An 18,011-nucleotide genomic window follows, 5' to 3' on the forward strand; every position below is an offset into this window, starting at 1 on the left:
GCGAGGAAGAGACATGACGGTCGTGGTCAAGCAGGTGACGGCGGGAACGCATCGCGTGGTGCCGCCGGAGGAGACCTGGGCCAGGGTGGCCCCGCTCCTGCCGGCCATGGGCATCACCCGGGTGGCGGACCTCACCGGCCTGGACGTGCTCGGCATCCCGGTGTTCCAGGCGGTGCGCCCGAACGCGCGGACGCTGTCGGTCTCCCAGGGCAAGGGGATCACCCCCGAACTGGCCCGCGTGTCGGCGGTGATGGAGTCCATCGAGACCTGGCACGCCGAGGAGCTGGGCCCGGCCGCCCTGGAGGCCACGGTCGCCGAGATGGCACCGCTGTTGCCGTACTCGGTCTTCGATCTGCCCCGGCCGCCGCGATCGCTGCTGTCACCGGCCACCCGGCTCGGCTGGGTGGCGGCCCGGCCGCTCGCCGGCGGGGAGCCGACCTGGCTGCCCCGGCAGTGCGTACGGATGGACAGCAGCGAGCCGGCCGGCTTCGCCCCGCCGCTGCTGCTGTCCAACTCCAACGGGCTGGCCAGTGGCAACACCGTGGCGGAGGCGCTGCTGCACGGGCTGTACGAGGTGCTGGAACGCGACGCGCGGGCTCGGGCGCCGCAGGACCGCAGCGGCCTGGAGGTGGACGCCGCCACGGTGGCCGGAACCTCGGCCGGGCTGCTGGAGCGCTTCGCCGCCGCCGGCGTGCACGTGCGGGTGTACGACCTCACGCCGATGGCGGGGCTGCCGTGTTACGAGACGCTGATCTGGGGCGCGGACCTGCCGGTGCGCTTCGGCGGCTGGGGCTGCCACCGGGACGCGGACGTGGCGCTGTCGCGCGCGCTCACCGAGGCGGCCCAGTCGCGGCTCACCATGATCGCCGGAACCCGGGACGACCTGCCCGGCGAGGCCTACGACTGGGTGTCCGAACGCTCCCGGCTACGCGTCCCCTTTCCGGAGCCGCGTCCCCGGTGCGTCTTCCCCGCCGGCTCCGCCGAAGCCGCCGGATCACTGGAGGAGGATCTGCGGATGGTCGCCGAAACGATCGCCGGCCGGGCGGCGGGCGCGGTGTGCTGGGTCGACCTGACGCGCCCCGAGTTCGGCGTCCCCGTCGTCCGGGTGGTCGCCCCAGGGCTCCACATCGTCCAGGGGCACTGAGATCAGCCACGCGGAAGGCGGGAGCGGCGTGGCCCCGCACAGTGCGGCGTGCCCGGAACGCCGGACGCGAGCGCCTGAAGCCCGAACCGTTCGCCGCAGACTCGGAGAGAGCAGCGTGACCACCTACGTATTCGCCGGTCCATCCGTCCCGCGCCAGGCCCGTGAACGGTTCGCCCGGCACGCGGTGCTCCTTCCCCCCGTCGCGGCCGGCGACCTGCTCCGCCTGCCGGCCCGGCCGGGTGACGTGGTGGGTGTCATCGACGGGTTCTTCCACCGCCGCCCGGCGGTGCGGCACAAGGAGATCCTCGCCCTGCTCGCCGCCGGAGTGCGGGTGCACGGGGCCGCGAGCATGGGCGCGCTGCGGGCCGCCGAGCTGGCGGACTTCGGAATGATCGGTCACGGCCGTGTCTTCGCCGGCTACCGGGACGCGACGATCATCGCCGACGACGAGGTGGCACTGCTGCACGGCACCGAGGAGGAGGACTACGCGGCCTACACCGAGGCGCTGGTGAACGTCCGCTTCGCGCTGGCGGACGCGGCGGCGCGCGGCGAGGTCTCCGGGAGGGCCGCGCGGTCGGTGCTGCGGGTGGCGGCACGCATGCCGTTCGCCGAGCGGACGCGTGCGGCGATCATCGAGGCCGCCCGCCGCACCGGGATGGACGGGCCGGCCCTCGCCGCCGTGGCGGAGGTGCTGGGCTCGGCTCCCGACGTCAAGCGGCAGGACGCTCTGGCGCTGCTGGAGTCACTCGCCGGCGCCCCGGCGCCGGCGCGGGACGATACGCCCGCCCTGGAGCGCGATGCGGATCGGGAGCATCTGCCGGAGGCGGCCCCGGAGCCCGCCCGGAACGCCGGTCGGCGGCATGTACGGAGAGATGGCTCGCAGCGGGTGCCGGACGCCGCCGACGGGAGCGACGGATCCCCCCATGACGGGGGATGGCGGCTGCGCCAGACGGTGCACCTGCGCGAGTGGCGGGCGGCCGCGCGGGGCGCCATGGAGCCGGAGGCCGGGTGGGTCACCGAGACGGAGGTCCATCGCCTGGCCCAGGTGCTCGCCGAGGACTACCCCGCCTTCCGGGTGCGGGCCGGTGTCCAGGCGCTCGCCGCCCGGACGGCGTCCGGGGACCGTGCCGGGAGCACCGGCGGATCGAGCGGCGAGGGCACTACCGGGGTCGAGGAGGCGGTGCTGGAGCATTTGCGCGCCCTCGGGGTGCTCGCGCCCGGTGCGACGTCGGACCCGGGTTTGGACCGCTGGTGCACCGCCGCCGAACTCCGCCTGCCGGAGGTGGAGCGCACCTGCCGTGCGGCGGCGCGGGCCCTGTTCCCGCACAGCGTGCTGACTTTCGGCGACCCGTTCCTGGAGGCCCTCCAAGCGAGCGGGGCGTACGCCACGGTGCGCGCCCGGCTGACCGACTGTGTCCGCTTCCACCGGGCGCTGCGCCGCGAGCACCCGACCCTGCGGACGGCCCAGTTGCGGCCGGAGAAGATCATTGAGCACTTCGCCCGGCGATGGGGGCGCGACGACCTGGAGGACGCGGTGCTGGAGCGCGGCTTCGCGACGGTCGCGGAGTTCGTGGCCACCGCACGCGTCTTCTACCTGTACGACAAGGCGCACCCCGGCGTCCCGCCGCTCATCCTCGGCGACCGGTAAGACCATGTCTGAGATGGCCGAGGGAGGCGGGAGCTCAGGAGGTGGCGGGAGCGCCGAGGAGGCGTTGCGGGCGGCGATCGGGCGGCACCGCCATGATCCCCGGCGGCGCATTCTCCTGCAGGTCGAGCTGGCCCGCCGCTGGCGGGACGGCGGCGACTACCGCCGGGCCGGAATCCTGCTGCCGCTGACTTTGGCGGCGGCCGAGCGGGCCTTCGGGGCGGACTCGCCGGTCGTGGCCGCGGTGTGCAACGAGTGGGGGGTGCTGGGCAAGTACACCGGGCACTTCGCGCGCTCCCACGGCCTGTACCTGCGAGCATTGGAGATCTTCGAGCGCGCCCACGGGCCGGAGCACGACACGGTGGCCACGATCTGCCACAACCTGGGCGGACTCGCCCATGCGCGGGGCGACCACCGCGAGGGCGAGCCCTGGGCCGCCCGGTCGGTGGCCGTCCGCACCCGCCTGCACGGCCCGGACCACCCCCTGGTCGCCGCCGACATCGCCGCGTGGGCCGCCCTGCTGGACGGCTGCGGCCGCCTGGACGAGGCCGAGGCGCGCCTTGCGGAGGCGCTCGGCATCCTGCGGCGGGCGTACGGCGCCGAGCACTACGAGATCGCGGTCACCACGCACAACCTGGCCGCGCTGCGGCATCGCCGGGGCGACACCACTGCCGCGGCGGAAGGGTACGCACAGGCGCTGGCGCTCAAGGAACGGCTGCTCGGCACCGGCCACCCCGGCCTGGCCCCGACGCTGGTCAACCTGGCCACCGCGCTCGCGCAGCGCGGAGCCCGCCGCGAGGCGGCCGGGCACTACGCGCGCGTGATCGCCATCCTGTCCCCGGTGGTCGCCGCCGGCCACCCGACCCTCGCCACCGCCCGCCGCGGCCTGGCCGCGACCCGAGAGCAACCCTCGGACGAGGGCACCGTCCTCACCTGAAGGTCGCGCCCCTGTCCGCCGGCCCCTTCACCGGCCGGCGGGCAAACCTGTCATGACGGTCAGTACGGGAGCGTGTAGGAGGTGAAGCGCTTGGCGACGTAGGGGCCTTTGAACTTGGGGTAGGCGACGGTCTTGACGTCGCCGTCGGAGGTGTACCGCTCGTCGGGGTGGGCGTTCAGCCAGTCGAGCCAGGCCGTCGAGCAGAAGCGGGCGCAGTCGCCGACCTTGTCCATGGCCCGGATGCGCGGGATGCCGAGAGGGTCGAAGTCCTTGCTGAACGGCGAGGCCCCCGGGGTGTAGCCGGCGAGGAAGACGCCGGAGTAGTCGTACTTCACCCCGCCCGCCTCGCCGTGCAGGGCCCAGTCCTTGGTGCTCGGCTGGTTGCCGTACGGCAGCGCGAGCGTGACCGGCGCGTCCTTGATCAGCGAGGTGATCAGTTTGTGCCCCGCGGCGATCTGGTCACTGACCTGCTGCTTGGATCTGCCGCGCAGGTTGACGTGGTCACGAGTGTGGTTGCCGATGTCGTAGCCGTTGTCGCGCAGCCAGCCGAGCGTCTGCGCCTGCGCCTCCGGGCCGAAGGTGCCGAACATGTCGCGGATGACGTAGAACGTGGCGACCGGCCGGAAACCGGGGTTCTTGCGTGCGACGTCCTGCAGGATGGCGACGGCGGTGTCCGGCTTGGGCTGCCCCGTGCCATCCAGGGTGAGCTGTGAGGGCGAGGAGTCGTCGAAGGTCAGTACCACCGGATGGCGGCCGGCCGGGATGGAGATCTTGCCGGTGGTGTACTCCCTGGCCGTGATCGGGACGTACCCCTCGCGGGCGAGGCGTTCGAGCTCGGTCCGGAACTGCTGTGGGGTGCGGTCGTCGCTGACGGCCGGCTTCGCCACGATGCGGTGGTACATGATCACCGGGATCTGGCCCAGCTCGTTCGCTTTGACCTTGGCCGCCCTGGCCACCGCGGCCTTGTGCGCTTCCTGCGCGGACGCCTGCTTCTGCTTCGCGGGCTGCGCGACGATCTTGGCGTCCTCGTGCCCGCACGCGGTCAGCGCCACGACGGCGAGTGACAGCACTCCGATATGACCTGCCCGGAAGCGCCCCATGGTCCCCCCAACGAGCCCGAGGAATGAGATACGTCTCTCCTACCCCCGAATCAGGACCATCAACACGCTTAGCTATGACATGAACACCTACAGTAATGGCATTTGTCGGGACAAGATGCCGCAATCCCCTCGGCGGCGGCCGCATGCCCGGCCGGGTCCGGCGGGCGCGCGATCGACGGCCTACTTGGCGTTCTCGCCCGCGCGCACCCGGATGCCGGTGAGCCTGCGCAGGATGTCCCACCAGAACGGCGCGCCGAACAGCAGCGCGACGAACGTGATGAGGAACCCCGGCCAGTGCCCGGGGCTGATCAGCCGCTGGAACCACTCGCCGCCGTTCCACGACCACTGCGGGCTGCCCCCGTCGGGAACGCGCACCGACACCGGGGCGTGCCCGACCATCTGCACGAACGCCGGGGCGGACAGCACCTCGGTGACGCAGCCGTACGGGTCGGCCGGGTGGTCGGGGCACTTGTCCCGCAGGGAGTCCAGCGACTGCGCGCCCCCGCCGGCGATGGCGGTCACCTGGGCCCTGATGGCGTTGTCGGTGAGGATCGCCCGGCCGTACTCCAGCGCGTCCATGCTGAACAGCAGCGTGAGCACGAGGCCGAGCGCGGCGATGACCCAGCGGACGTAGCGGCGGTAGAGCATGGTGAGCCGGTGCATCTCACCGTCGAACCAGTCCTCGACGGCCTTGCGGAAGGCCTCCAGGTCGCCGTGCGCGGTGTCCCAGGCCCCCTTCAGCGGCCGGTACAGCGGGCTGCCGCTCTCCTCCAGCTTCTTCAGCATGGCCGGCACCCCGCCCTCGCTGGTGACGATCTCCATCATCGCGATGGCGAACCGCACGGGCGGGATGGAGGCGATGCTGGTCCTGCCGTCCTTGTCGTGGTCGATCTCGCGCAGCCGCTCGTACAGCCGCCCGGTCCAGGTGGTGGCGTCGCTGTGCACCGGCGGCGGCTGCGGGCTGTAGGCCGGGCGCTCGTCCCTGCGGAAGGGCAGTGCGGCGAAGACCTCGGCGATCGTGCCGGGGATCGATTTCCTCCCCTCACGCCCGTCCAGGGTGTCCTTCAGGTAGGCCCACAGGAACTTGCTGCGGATGCCGAGCAACCGGACCAGGCCCTCGTTCACGCCGCTGAGCAGCAGCGAGAACAGCAGGAACGCCAGGACGAGCCCGATCGCCAGATCGATGTACACAGAGTTCAACGGAGATCACCCATGAGTGTCGGCAGGCCTGCCGCGGCGGTGGCCGCGATGATCTGACGCCTGCCCGGGCGGATCGGTTGCCCCGCCGCGGGAGGCGGATCGGTCGCGGCGGCGGGCTCAGGGAGCGCCGTAGAAGACGCGCTCGGTCACCACGCGTGCCCGCCGGGTGGTCCTGAGGTAGTCCTCCACGAAGTCCTCCGAGCCGTCCGGCGGGTAGCCGAGCGCCCGGGAGATGAGCATGCGCTCACGCACGTCCACCGGGATGCTGTCACCGGCCCGCCCGCGCACCAGCACGATGGCGTCGCGGATCTGCGAGGCGAAGCGCCACGCCTCGGCCAGCACCTCCTCGTCGGTGGCGGCCAGCAGCCCGGCGCCGACGGCCGCGCGCAGCGCCTCGAGCGTGCGGGTGGTGCGCAACTCGGGGACGTCATAGGCGTGCCTGAGCTGGATGAGCTGGGCGAGCCACTCGACGTCCGACAGCCCTCCCCTGCCCAGCTTGGTGTGCAGCAGCGGATCGGCGCCGCGGGGCAGCCGCTCGGCCTCCATGCGGGCCTTCAGCCTGCGGATCTCGCGCACGGCCGCCTCGCCGATGCCCTCCGGCGGATGACGCAGCGGCTGGACGAGGTCCATGAACTCGGCTCCGAGCCCGGGGTCCCCGGCGGAGAACCGGGCGCGCAGCAGCGCCTGGGACTCCCACGGCGACGACCAGCGCCGGTAGTAGGCGGCGTAGGAGGACAGCGAGCGCACCAGCGGCCCCTGGCGGCCCTCCGGGCGCAGGTCGGGGTCGATGTGCAGCGGCGGGTCGGGCGTGGGACGGGCGAGCAGACGGCGCAGCTCGTTGGCGACCGCGTGGGCGGCGTCGGTGGCGGCCTTCTCCTCGGCGCCCTCCAGCGGCGCGTGGACGAACATCACGTCGGCGTCGCTGCCATAGGAGCACTCGTAGCCGCCGAGCCGGCCCATGGCGATGACCGCGAACCGCGTGGGGAAGTCGCCGCGCCGCTCCAGGGACACCTTGGTGATCGCGGCGTCCAGCGCCGCCTGGATGGTGACGTCGTTGAGCTCGGACAGCGCCTGGCCGACCTCCTCGATGTCGATGCGGCCGACCAGCCCGGAGATCGCGATGCGCAGCAGCTCGCGACGGCGCATCCCGCGTACGGCGGCGACGGCGGCCTCCGCGTCGCCCGCGTGCCGGCCCACCAGGGCGCCCGCCTCGCCGGCCATGGCCTCCTTCGCGCGCGGCACCAGCTCGCCGTCCGAGCCGAGCATGGCCACGGCGTCCGGGGAGTGCAGCAGCAGCCCGGTGGCGTAGCGGCTGGTGCCGAGCAGGCGGGCCAGCCGCTCGGCCGCCGCGGTCTCGTCGCGCAGCAGCCGCAGGTACCAGGGCGTCGCGCCGAGTTTGTCGCTGATCTGGCGGAAGCCGAGCAGCCCGGCGTCGGGGTCGGGGGCGTCGGCGAACCAGCCGAGCATGACCGGCAGCAGGGTGCGCTGGATCGCGGCCCGCCGCGAGACACCGCTGGTCAGCGCCGCGATGTGCCGGAGCGCGCCGTCGGGGTCGGCGTAGCCCAGCGCCGACAGGCGCGCCGTGGCCGCGGCCGGGGACAGCCGGGCCTCGTCCTCGGGCAGCCGGGCGACGGCCTGCAGCAGCGGCCGGTAGAACAGCTTCTCGTGCAGCCGGCGCGCCTCCATCGCGTGCCGCCGCCACCGGGTGGTGAACTCTCCCACCGGGTCGATGAGCATGCCGAGGCCGCGGCCGATGCGGCGCAGGTCGGTGACGTTCTCGGGCACGATGTGGGTGCGGCGCAGCCGGTGGAGCTGCAGCAGGTGCTCGACCTTCCGCAGGAAGACGTACGCCTCGGCCAGCGCCTTGGTGTCGTCCCGGCCGACATAGCCCCCGCGGGAGAGCGCGGCGAGCGCGGGCAGCGTGGCGCGGCGGCGCAGCAGGCCGTCGCTGCGGCCGTGCACGAGCTGGAGGAGCTGGACGGCGAACTCGATGTCGCGCAGGCCTCCCGGGCCGAGCTTGATCTGCCGCTCGGCCTCGCTCGCGCGCACGTGGGCCTCGACCCGGCGGCGCATCGCCTGAACGTCCTCGACGAAGTTCTCGCGGGCCGCGGCCTGCCAGACCATCTCGTTCACCGCGGCGACGTACTCACCGCCCAGTTCGAGGTCGCCGGCCACCGGGCGGGCCTTGAGCAGCGCCTGGAACTCCCACGTCTTGGCCCAGCGGCGGTAGTAGGTCAGGTGGGAGGCCAGGGTGCGCACCAGCGGCCCGGCCTTGCCCTCGGGACGCAGCGCGGCGTCGACCTCCCACAGCGACCCCTCGGGGGTGCTGGTGGAACAGGCCCGCATCATGCCCTGCGCCAGGCGGGTGGCGGCCTGCAGCGCCTTGGTCTCGTCCACCCCGTCGCGGGGCTCGGCGACGAAGACCACGTCGACGTCGCTGATGTAGTTGAGCTCGCGGGCGCCGCACTTGCCCATGCCGATCACGGCGAGCCGCACGTCGGCGCTCTCGGGGATGTCGGCGCGGGCGATGGCGAGGCCGGCCTCCAGGGCGGCGGAGGCGAGGTCGGACAGCTCGGAGGTGACCTCGGAGAAGGAGGCGGCGCCGGTGATGTCACGGGCGGCCAGGTGCAGCAGCCTGCCGCGGTAGGCCGCGCGCAGCGCCGACATGGCCTCGGTGTCGCCGCCCGGGGCGCAGGGCTCGGCGTCGGCCGGGTCGGCGCCGACGGCGGCGAGCAGCTCGGCGCGCATCTCCTGCCGGAGGGTGCGCTGGACGCCCGTCTCTCCCTCCAGCAGCTTCCAGTGCTCCGGGTGGCGCGCGAGGTGGTCTCCGAGGGCGGCCGACAGGCCGAGGACGCCGATCAGCCGGGCCCGCAGGCCGGGGTCGGCGCGCATCGCCCCGAGCACGCTGGGGTCGCGTTCGGTGAGGCGGGTGAGCGAGGTGAGGGCGAGGTCGGGCTCGGCCGCGCCGACCAGGGCCGCGAGCAGATCCAGGTCGCCCACGGCCTCCGGGCCGAGCGCGTCGAGAAGCCGCTCGGCCTGGGCTCCGTCGGCGAAGCCCAGCCGGGCCAGACGCCCTGCTGTCGTCTGCATACGGGACTCGGCGTTCACAAAGCTCAAAGTAGCCGTTCCCTCACCGATTCGTCGTTAGTGGTTTCTCTACGTAATCGGACGGTCACCGTTAATGGACGTGGGTGCCCGAGCCTGCGACGATCCCCCCGGCTTCCGTCCCGCCCGTGCCCGGCCCCGCCGCGCCGCGGACGACGGCGGCGAACGCCTCGGCGAGGGGACGCCAGGTCGCCCGCAGCTCCTCCCCGGCCGCGACCACCTCGGCGTCCAGGCGGGCGGCGTCGAGGCCGTCCTCGGCGAGCCGGTCGGCGTTCGGCGCGGTCCAGGACAGGAAGATCTCCACGGACGCCTCGGGGTGGAACTGCACGCCCCAGGCCCGCTCCCCCAGCCGGTACGCCTGCGTCGGGTAGTCCGCCGCCGTCGCCAGGAGGACGGCTCCGGGCGGCGGGACGGTGACGGCGTCCTGGTGGTACTGCACGGCGCGTGCGGTGAGCGGCAGCGCGGCGAACAGCGGGTCGCCCGCCGCGGCCGGCAGGAGCGAGATCGCACCCAGGCCGACCTCCGGCCCGGCCGTGCCCGGCTCGACCCGTCCGCCGCAGGCCAGCGCCATGAGCTGGGCGCCCAGGCAGATGCCGAGGGTGGGCAGGGACGTCTCGACCGCCCGCCGGAGCAGGGCCCGTGTGCCGGGCAGCCAGGGCGTTCCCTCGTCGTCCCACGCCGACGGCGCGCCACCGAGCACGATCAGCCCGTCCCACGGCCCTGCCGGCGCCGTCCCGCCGTCGAGGGACGGCAGCGGCTCACCCAGGTACGGCCGGACGACGTGGCAGGTCATCCCCGCCTCCGCCAGCCACCCGGCGAAGTATCCCAGGCCCGCCTCGGCCTCGTGCTCGACGATCAGGATGCGGTGCGTCATGCCTCGATTATCCGGACTCCCGGGCGGTCGGCCACGAGGGGGCGCACGCCGGAGACGACCGGCGGCACGGGTCCGGGCTCGGGAAACACGTGGCAGGCCGGACGCGGCCGTAGGAAGCTGAGGGGGGAGGACGGGCACGGGAGGCGGGCACAGGGCGACAAAGCACGTGAACGTCAATGACCGTTACTAATGGGATCTATGGCATCAACGCCATATCCGCCGAGAATTCCCAGGGCGGGACCGAGAAGGATGTATATACGGTGCAGGTCGTGACGCCGATAATCCGCCGTCACGGCAGGCCAACCAATCCGACATATGCCCCATTATTGGACAGATTGCGCCCTACCGGGCGCGGTCCGCGGTGGCCTAGAGTTGCTGGGGTTGAGAATGACGATTTCCGCCGCGAGGAGTTAGATGGCGCCTCCCCCTGAGAAGCCGCGCGAGCCCGCCCTCGGCGGCGCGACGCCTCCCGCGCCATCGAAGGGGCAGGCGAGCGCCTCCCGCGAGCCCGTCAAGCCCGCGGAGTCCGCCGAGGCTTCGGAGCCCGCCGAGGCTTCGGAGCTCGCGGAGCTCGCGGAGCTCGCGCGCCGCGTCGCCGAGCTGACCCGTCGTCTGACCGCGCTCACCGAGGCGGCCGGGCGCGAGCACGAGCGGGCGGCCCACAGGGAGCAGGTCATCGACCGCCTGCACGCCGAGAACCAGCAGCTCAGGCACGGCCTGCTCCAGGAGGCGCTGACCCCGGTCCGTGCGGGCCTGTACCGCCTGCACGACACCGTGGCCCGCGAGGCGGCCCGCTGGCAGGGGCCGGGATCACCTCCGCCCGAGCGGGCCGGTCCGCTGCTGTCGGCCATCGCCGACGAGGTCGCCGAGGTGCTCGGCCGCACGGGCGCCGAGCGCGCCGGGGTCAAGGCGGGCGACGCCTACGACCCCGCTCTGCACCGCCCGGCGGACACCCGCCCGGTGGAGCCGGGCTCGGACGGGACGGTCGTGGAGGTGCTGTCCGAGGCGTTCGCGATGGGCGATCGGGTGCTGCGCAAGGCGTCGGTCATCGTCGGCCGCGCCGCGCCCGAGGCCGGGGCGGAGAAGACCCGGGTGGAGAAAGCCCAGGTGGAAGAGTCCCGCGCCGGGGAGGCGACCGGGACGCAAGCCGGGGAGGGGGAGGACGCGCGTTCACCGGCCCCGGCGAACCCAGAAAACCCGAAAAAAGCGAAAAAATCCGAAAGAGCGGCCGGCGGGGATGACCCGCGACCGCAGCGGAGCAATCGAAAAGATGGCAAGGCGCACGACTCGCGCGCCGGGGGCGACGAGGCCACCGGACGTGCGGCCGGTGGCGCGCGAAAGGGGAGCGAGTAGGCCGATGGCAGTTCACGGGATCGACCTCGGTACGACGTATTCGTGTATCGCCTACGTCGATGACGTCGGCCGTCCGACCGTGCTGCGCAACCTGGAGGGCGCCGACACCACCCCCTCGGTGGTGTTCTTCGAGTCTCCGGGCAACGTCGTGGTGGGCGCCACCGCCAAGGACAGCGCCGTCCTGCACCCCGACCTGGTCGTCAGCCGCGTCAAGCGCGACATGGGCCAGGACACCCCGCGCGTCCGGCACGGCCGCCCGTACACGCCCGAGGAGATCTCGGCGTTCATCCTGCGCAAGCTGGCCGACGACGCCGCGACCGCCACCGGCGAGACGGTCGAGGAGGTCGTCATCACCGTCCCGGCGTACTTCGGCGCGGCCGAGCGGGACGCCACCAGGAAGGCCGGGCAGATCGCCGGCCTGCAGGTCATCGACATCATCTCCGAGCCGATCGCCGCGGCCATCACCTACGGCGTGCTCAACCCCGACCAAGATCGCACGATCCTGGTGTACGACCTCGGCGGCGGCACGTTCGACACCACGGTGATGCGCATCGAGGGCGGCGACATCGAGGTGGTCTGCACCGACGGCGACCACGAGCTGGGCGGCGCCGACTGGGACGACCGGCTGGCCGAGCACCTGGCCGAGCGGTTCCGGCAGGAGCACCCGGACGCCGGGGACCCACTGCTGGACAAGCACTCCGAGCAGCAGCTCCGCCGGGACGCCGAGGACCTCAAGAAGACCCTGTCCACCCGCGCCCAGCACACCGTCCGGGTCATGCACGAGGGCCGGGTCAGCACCGTGGAGCTGACCCGCGCGGCCTTCGAGGAGCTCACCCGCGACCTGCTCGACCGCACCATCGAGATCACCCGGCGCACGATGGAGACCGCCGCGGGCAAGGGGGTCTCCTCCTACGACCACGTGGTGCTGGTCGGCGGCTCCACGAAGATGCCCACGGTGACCGAGACCCTGCAGAAGGAGTTCCAGCTCACCCCGCGCCTGCAGGACCCCGATCTGGCCGTCGCCAAGGGCGCCGCGCTGTACGCCTTCGAGGAGACCTACCGGCGCCTGCTGCGGGCCGGTGAGCCCGCCAAGGCGCAGGAGATCGCGGCACGGGCCGGGCTGACCGCCGAGCAGCAGGAGCAGATCGCCGGGCGGACGATCAAGACGGTCGCCTCGCGGGCGTTCGGCATCGTCGTCACCGACAAGGAGAGCCGCCGCCGCAGCGTCGAGCACCTGGTGCACGCCAACGACGCCCTGCCGGCCGGGGTGACCCAGGACTTCTACACCATCGACGCCGGGCAGACCGGGGTCACCGTCGAGGTCGTCGAGCAGGCCGGCACGGTGGAGTCCGACGACCCCGAGGACAACGGCCTGATCGCCGAGGGCGTGCTGAAGATCCCGCCGGGCAAGCCCGCCGGATGGCCGATCGAGGTGACCTTCGCCCTGGACGCCTCCGGCCTGCTCCAGGTCACCGCGCGCGAGCGCGAGACCGGCGAGGAGCTCGAGCTGCGCATCCAGATCGGCGGCATGTCCGAGGAGGACGTCGCCGAGTCGCGGGCCGCCCTGTCCCGCGTCCAGGTCAGCTAGCCGGCCGGCCGCATGGCGTTCGACGAGCAGCGCTACACCCGGGAGGTGCTGGAGCCCGCGCGCGAGGCGGGCGGGCTCCCGCCGGAGGATCTTCGCGTCCGCTACCAGCTCGGTGAGTCGATGACCGCCGCGGAGGTCGCCGAGACCGTCCGGCAGGTGCGCCAGTGCTGGCGGCGGGCCCGTGGCATGCTCAAGTACAAACGGCTGGCCGACCGGCTGGAGGCCGACCACGCCCGGTTCTCCCCCATCTTCTCGGCCGCCGCCGAGGGCGACCTCGGCCCGCTGCGCGACGCGCTCGGCGACTCCGAGCGCCGGGCGGCACGCCGGCCGGCCGCGGCCGCTGGGCGGCTGGAGGACGCCGCGGGCCGCCTGCGGATGCTCTCCCCCGCGCTGCTGGCCACGATCGCCCGGTCGGGCGGGGTGAGCGTTGAGGAGGCCGTCCGGCTGGCCGCCGAGCGCGGCATCGAGGTCCGCGAGCCCGACCGGCTGCCCGAGTCCGCCCCCTATCCCGGCTTCGCGCAGGTGCGCGAGGCACTGGACGTGCTCGGCGCGCCGCACCTCGGCCGGTTCCTGTACGGCGCCCGGTGCGCCCGGATGCGGGTGCTCGACGGGTTCTCGGTGGCCGGCGGCGCGCCGATCGCCGACGCCGTGGCCGAGGTCGGCCGGCACTGGGCGGCGCGCTCGCGCGGCCCGTGGACGGTCGGCGCCGACACCGTGCTGGCGGCGCTGCGGGGCTCCGCCGACCCGGCGGCGCTGGTCCGGTACGACATCGTCGCCCGGCTGCGCGAGCGGGTCCGCGAGCACCCCTACGACGACACGCTGCTGCGGCACGCGACGACCGAGCTGGACCTCGACGAGGGCGACGCCCGCCGGCTGATCTTCGCGGTGCGCGGGGAGGGCGGTGTCGGCGGCGGCGCGTCGGCCCGGCTGCGCGAGCTGGTCGACGCCGGGGAGATCCATGCGGCGGCCGACTTCGCCGAGGCCCTGGAGCCCGGGGCGCTGACCGGCGAGGCCGCCGAGCTGGCCACCGAGGTGCGGGCCAGGCTCGCGCAGGCCGTACGGCTGCGTGAGCGGGCGCGCACCTCCCTGGACCCCGACGACGCCTGGCTCGCCGTGCGTGACGCGCTGCGGCGCGTCCCCGACCTGCCCGGCGCCGCCGAGCTGCTCGCCCGGCTCGCCCCGCACCCCGCGCGCGCGGTGCGCGCCGCCGTCCAGGGCGAGGGGGTAAGCCTGGTGTGGCAGCCCTCACCGTCGCGGGCCGGGCGCATCGTCTACGACGTCTACCGGGACGGCATCCTGCTGGCCACCGCCGAGCGCCCCTCGGCGCGGGACGAGAGCCCGCCGGTGAACACCCCGGTCACCTACTGGGTGGTGGCCCGCAGGGACGAGGCGGTGGCCGGTCCCGCGCTCGCCGCCCCGGTGGTGGTGCGTCCCGAGCCGTCCGACCTGCGGCTGACCGCGGGCGACGGCGTGGTGTCCGGCCGCTGGACCCGCCCGGCCGACGCCGCCCGGGTGATCGTCAGCCGGGACGGGGCGCCGATCCCGGCCGGCGACACCGGGTTCCGCGACCCCGACGTGGTCAACGGCACGACCTACGGCTACACCGTCCAGGCCGTGTACGCCGACCCCGACGGCGAGGTCGTCACGCCGGGCGTGCGGCGCACGGTGACGCCGCTCGGCCGGCCGCGGCCGGTCACCGACTTCACCCTGCGTCCCGACCCGTCCGCCCCCGGCACGTTCGTGGTGCGGTACGAGGAGCCGGCCACCGGCGTGCTGGAGATCGTCGCGCTGGACGCGACGCCGCCCTGGCCGATGGGGACGACGCTGCCGCTGGCCGAGCTGCGCGCGGCCACCCGTCCCGTCCCGTCGGCGCCCACCAAGGACGGCCAGTCCGTCCGGCCGGCCGGCGGCCAGAGCGTGTTGCTGGCGGTCACCGTGTCCGGCGAGCTGGCCACCGTCGGCACGCACGTGGAGCACGTCAACCTGGCCCCGCCGGCCCGGCTCACCGCTCAGCGGCGCGGCGTCACGGTGTACGTCGGCTTCGTCTGGCCGCCGGACGTGCCGGAGGTGGAGGTCCGCTGGAACGGCCGCGCCATGATCGTGAACGCCGCCGCGTACCGCGCCCAGGGTGGCGTGCGGCTGGACGTCCCCGAGGGCGAGCCGGTCACCGTCGAGGTCGCGCCCACGTCCCTGGTGCGCGGCGAACGGGTGCACGGCGCCCCGGTCGGCCTGCACCTGCCCGGCCGGGTCCCAGTGCGCTATGACCTGAGCCAGCAGGGGCCGGCGTGGAAACGCTCGGTCGTGGTCGAGGTCACCGCCGACCGGCCCGTGCGGCTGCGCCGCCTGGCCCTGGTGCTCAAACCCGGGCACGTCCAGCCGAAGTCCGCCGACGACGGCATCCTGCTGGACGACTGGTTCGACCTCGACGTCCCCGCCCGGCTGACCGTTCCGGCCCCCCGGCAGGCCAAGCCGTACTGGCTGCGCTGCTTCGCCGAGGGAGCCGCCGAGACCGTTCCGGCGCGCGGCGCGCGCGAGACGGCCGGCGCCGGGCCGTACGGCCAGGACGCCGCGTCCGGCTCGTCCGGCAGCGGGGTGGCGGGCGCGTCCGGTGGCAGGGCGGGCCGATCCGGCGGCGGGGCGGGCGTGCCGGAGGGCGGCGGGGCCTTCGGCCCCGGCCCGACCTTCGGGCGGCCGGGCGGCTCGGAGGCGGCGCGCGGCGCGGGACGCGGGGCCGCGCGGGGTTCCGGCGAGCCGGGTGGGCATGCGACGGTGGACGGCGGGCGGGACGCCGGCCGTGGCCGGGCGGACGGCGGCGCGCCGGACGCCGCCGCCGCGGTGAGCGGCGAGGTCACCCTGATCGATCCGCCGGTGCGGCGGATGAAGGTGGGATGACCCATGGAGATCACCTGTCCCTTCTGCTTCGCGCGGCTCGACCACAACCGCATCGCGTTCCGCTGCGCGGGCCGGGCCGGGCGGGGCGGCGGGTGCGAGGCGGAGCTGGACGAGATCCTGGCCGACTATCTCGGCTCGCCGGCCGCGGCGTCGCTGCCCCCGGTGTTCTCGGTGCGCCGTCCCGGGCGGCGGGCCGACTGCCCGCGCTGCGGCCGCTCCACCGGGTGGCGGGCCTGCCCCGAGTGCCACAACCGGCTGCCCGCCGAGTACTGCGCCAACCCGGGCAAGATCGTCGCGCTGGTCGGCGCCAAGGGGTCGGGCAAGAGCACCTATATCGCCGTCCTGCTGCACGAGCTGACCAACCGGGTCGGGGCCGAGCTGGACGCCTCGCTGGTCGCCTGCGACGACCGCACCATCGCCCGCTACAAGCAGGACTTCGCCCGCCCGCTGTACGGCGAGCAGCGGCTGCTCGCCACCACGCGCCCGGCCGCCACCGAGCCGCGCGACCCGCTGGTGTACCTGCTCACCCGCACGGTGCCCGGACGCCTGCGCTCGCGCACCATGTCGCTGACGCTCGTGCTCTTCGACACCGCCGGAGAGGACCTGCGCAGCCGCGAGTCCACCGAGACGCACCTGCGCTACCTCAACGCCGCCGACGCCATCATCTTCCTGGTGGACCCGCTGGAGCTGCCGGGGGCCAAGGCGTCGCTGAGCGGGATCGCCCAGGCCAGGAGCGGGGTCAACGCCGGCGACCCCGACAGCGACCCGATCAACGTCATCAGCCGGGTGACCGAGCTGCTGCGCGACCGCGCGGGCTCCGGCAGGCTCAAGGTGCCGGTGGCGGTGGCGCTCAGCAAGATCGACGCGTTGCAGGAGGGCATGGACGCCCAGTCGGCCCTGCACCGCGCCCGCACTCCGTCCGGGACGCTCGACCTGGACGACCGCGAGGCCGTGCACGAGCAGATCAGGGCGCTCCTCGACGAGTGGCAGGCCGGTATGGTCGACCGCTACCTGCGCCAGCACTTCACCGACTTCGCGCTGTTCGGCCTGTCCGCCCTGGGCGGCGTCCCCGCCGCCGACGCCGTCGGCCCCGGCGGCATCCGCCCGTACCGCGTCGAGGACCCTCTGCTGTGGCTCCTGCACCGCTTCGGCATGCTCACCGGAGTGCGCCGTTGACCCACGCACCCGACCCGCGCTCTCCCCTTCTCCCCTGCCCGGCCCGGCGGGGAGCCCGCGTCCGGCCGCCGCGAAACGCCGCGGGCCGTGCGGCCGCGGCGGCGACCGGCCGGCGGAGGTGAGGCACGATGGCCTGGCAGTTGCACTTCACCTCGGCGGAGGCGGGGCCCGCGGGACGGGCCGGGTTCCAGTTCGTGGCCGAGTCACCCGGGCTGCCGCCCGGCCTCGCCGGTAAGGTCGCGGCCTACCTCGCCTACCGGCCGCCGCCCAGCGCCCCTCTCGCCCCGACCGCCGCCCAGGTCGCCGCGCTGCCGGTCGCGCTGTCGTACGGGCCCGTCGGAGGGCTGTGCGTCCTGACCCGCTGCGTCTACCTCGGCCAGGACTACTCCGGCCGGTACGGCAACTACCTGGGCCACGCGGTCGTGGCCGAGCCCGAGGAGCTGACCGGCCTGCGTCCGGTGGAGTTCTGGCGGGCCCCCCTGTGGGCGGACACTCCGGCGCCGGCGGGTACGCCGCTGCCCGCGCCGGCGGACCTGCCGCCGGGCGACCAGGTGGACCCCGAGTCGCTGGCCTCCTGGCTCGCCTCCGGCGGCGAGACCGCCTACGCGCGGCTCGGCGCCCTGCTGGAGACGGTCGTCACGGCCCTCGCGCGGGGGCACGGGCGGCTCGTGCTGGTGTGCGCCGACGTGGAGGAGATCGTGCGGTGGATCGGGGCGATCTCCTATTCGCTGCCCTGGCAGGTGGCGGCCCGGCTGCCGTTCTGCACCTACAGCGCCGACCCGGCCACGGCGCCGCAGCTCATCGTCGGGACGACACCCGACGTGTGGATGCCCTCGGACGTGGACGCGGCCGTGGTGCGGCTGGACGAGCCGCCCGCGGTGCGAACCGCTCCGCTCGGCCGTTTCGCCCGTACGGTCATCGACTGCTGGCGGCACATGGACCTGGCCGGCATCGACGCCATCGCCGAACTCGGCTCGGCCACCGAGAGCGGTGACGA

Annotated in this window: 12 protein-coding genes; 8 read left to right on the forward strand and 4 right to left on the reverse strand. The window is 74.3% G+C overall.

Features of this window, described 5'->3' with window-relative positions:
* Nucleotides 1–13: 13 nt before the first annotated feature.
* The 3 genes from IEY93_RS16610 to IEY93_RS16620 all read left to right on the forward strand — a co-directional run bounded on the left by IEY93_RS16610 (nt 14) and on the right by IEY93_RS16620 (nt 3,726).
* Nucleotides 14–1,144 carry a YcaO-like family protein gene (locus tag IEY93_RS16610; RefSeq protein ID WP_189163969.1) on the forward strand — a complete coding sequence of 377 codons (1,131 nt, stop codon included), beginning with the start codon at nt 14–16 and terminating at the stop codon, nt 1,142–1,144.
* 115 nt (nt 1,145–1,259) lie between these two features.
* Nucleotides 1,260–2,792: a TfuA-like protein gene (locus tag IEY93_RS16615; RefSeq protein ID WP_189163970.1), complete on the forward strand. Its 1,533-nt coding sequence runs from the start codon at nt 1,260–1,262 to the stop codon at nt 2,790–2,792.
* 13 nt (nt 2,793–2,805) lie between these two features.
* The gene (locus tag IEY93_RS16620) at nt 2,806–3,726 is read left to right on the forward strand and encodes a tetratricopeptide repeat protein (RefSeq protein ID WP_189163971.1); all 921 of its coding nucleotides are present in this window, start codon (nt 2,806–2,808) and stop codon (nt 3,724–3,726) included.
* A gap of 59 nt (nt 3,727–3,785) precedes the next feature.
* Here IEY93_RS16620 and IEY93_RS16625 read toward each other — a convergent pair whose 3' ends face one another.
* The 4 genes from IEY93_RS16625 to IEY93_RS16640 form a co-directional block, all read right to left on the reverse strand.
* Nucleotides 3,786–4,796: a polysaccharide deacetylase family protein gene (locus IEY93_RS16625; protein ID WP_229691205.1), complete on the reverse strand. Its 1,011-nt coding sequence runs from the start codon at nt 4,794–4,796 to the stop codon at nt 3,786–3,788.
* Between the two features lie 210 nt (nt 4,797–5,006).
* The gene (locus tag IEY93_RS16630) at nt 5,007–6,017 is read right to left on the reverse strand and encodes a hypothetical protein (protein ID WP_229691217.1); all 1,011 of its coding nucleotides are present in this window, start codon (nt 6,015–6,017) and stop codon (nt 5,007–5,009) included.
* A gap of 126 nt (nt 6,018–6,143) precedes the next feature.
* The gene (locus tag IEY93_RS16635; RefSeq protein WP_189164056.1) at nt 6,144–9,116 is read right to left on the reverse strand and encodes a bifunctional [glutamine synthetase] adenylyltransferase/[glutamine synthetase]-adenylyl-L-tyrosine phosphorylase; all 2,973 of its coding nucleotides are present in this window, start codon (nt 9,114–9,116) and stop codon (nt 6,144–6,146) included.
* An 88-nt stretch (nt 9,117–9,204) separates the two neighbouring features.
* Entirely contained in the window at nt 9,205–10,005 is an 801-nt protein-coding gene (locus IEY93_RS16640) for a type 1 glutamine amidotransferase (RefSeq protein ID WP_189163974.1), read from the reverse strand.
* A 414-nt stretch (nt 10,006–10,419) separates the two neighbouring features.
* Here IEY93_RS16640 and IEY93_RS16645 point away from each other — a divergent pair, with 414 nt between their 5' ends.
* The 5 genes from IEY93_RS16645 to IEY93_RS16665 form a co-directional block, all read left to right on the forward strand.
* Entirely contained in the window at nt 10,420–11,358 is a 939-nt protein-coding gene (locus IEY93_RS16645; RefSeq protein ID WP_189163975.1) for a nucleotide exchange factor GrpE, read from the forward strand.
* A gap of 4 nt (nt 11,359–11,362) precedes the next feature.
* A complete protein-coding gene (locus IEY93_RS16650) occupies nt 11,363–12,946 on the forward strand; it encodes an Hsp70 family protein (protein ID WP_189163976.1) in 1,584 nt (527 codons plus the stop codon).
* A 12-nt stretch (nt 12,947–12,958) separates the two neighbouring features.
* Complete coding sequence (locus tag IEY93_RS16655; protein WP_189163977.1) at nt 12,959–15,838, forward strand: hypothetical protein; 2,880 nt, start codon at nt 12,959–12,961, stop codon at nt 15,836–15,838.
* Nucleotides 15,839–15,841: 3 nt separating this feature from the next.
* Nucleotides 15,842–17,014 (forward strand): TRAFAC clade GTPase domain-containing protein, encoded by a 1,173-nt coding sequence (locus IEY93_RS16660; RefSeq protein ID WP_189163978.1) that lies wholly within the window; start codon nt 15,842–15,844, stop codon nt 17,012–17,014.
* 128 nt (nt 17,015–17,142) lie between these two features.
* A partial coding sequence (locus tag IEY93_RS16665; RefSeq protein ID WP_444544678.1) for a GAP1-N2 domain-containing protein occupies nt 17,143–18,011 on the forward strand: 869 nt, incomplete at its 3' end.

Origin of the sequence: Sphaerisporangium melleum, assembly GCF_014646695.1 — a bacterium.
Lineage (GTDB): Bacteria > Actinomycetota > Actinomycetes > Streptosporangiales > Streptosporangiaceae > Sphaerisporangium > Sphaerisporangium melleum.

Bases quoted from the DNA above. Each gene is read 5' to 3' on its own strand.
- IEY93_RS16610 (WP_189163969.1), top strand. From the start codon at position 14: ATGACGGTCGTGGTCAAGCAGGTGACGGCGGGAACGCATCGCGTGGTG.
- IEY93_RS16620 (WP_189163971.1), top strand. From the start codon at position 2,806: ATGGCCGAGGGAGGCGGGAGCTCAGGAGGTGGCGGGAGCGCCGAGGAG.
- IEY93_RS16635 (WP_189164056.1), bottom strand. From the start codon at position 9,116: ATGCAGACGACAGCAGGGCGTCTGGCCCGGCTGGGCTTCGCCGACGGA.
- IEY93_RS16640 (WP_189163974.1), bottom strand. From the start codon at position 10,005: ATGACGCACCGCATCCTGATCGTCGAGCACGAGGCCGAGGCGGGCCTG.
- IEY93_RS16645 (WP_189163975.1), top strand. From the start codon at position 10,420: ATGGCGCCTCCCCCTGAGAAGCCGCGCGAGCCCGCCCTCGGCGGCGCG.
- IEY93_RS16650 (WP_189163976.1), top strand. From the start codon at position 11,363: ATGGCAGTTCACGGGATCGACCTCGGTACGACGTATTCGTGTATCGCC.
- IEY93_RS16655 (WP_189163977.1), top strand. From the start codon at position 12,959: ATGGCGTTCGACGAGCAGCGCTACACCCGGGAGGTGCTGGAGCCCGCG.
- IEY93_RS16660 (WP_189163978.1), top strand. From the start codon at position 15,842: ATGGAGATCACCTGTCCCTTCTGCTTCGCGCGGCTCGACCACAACCGC.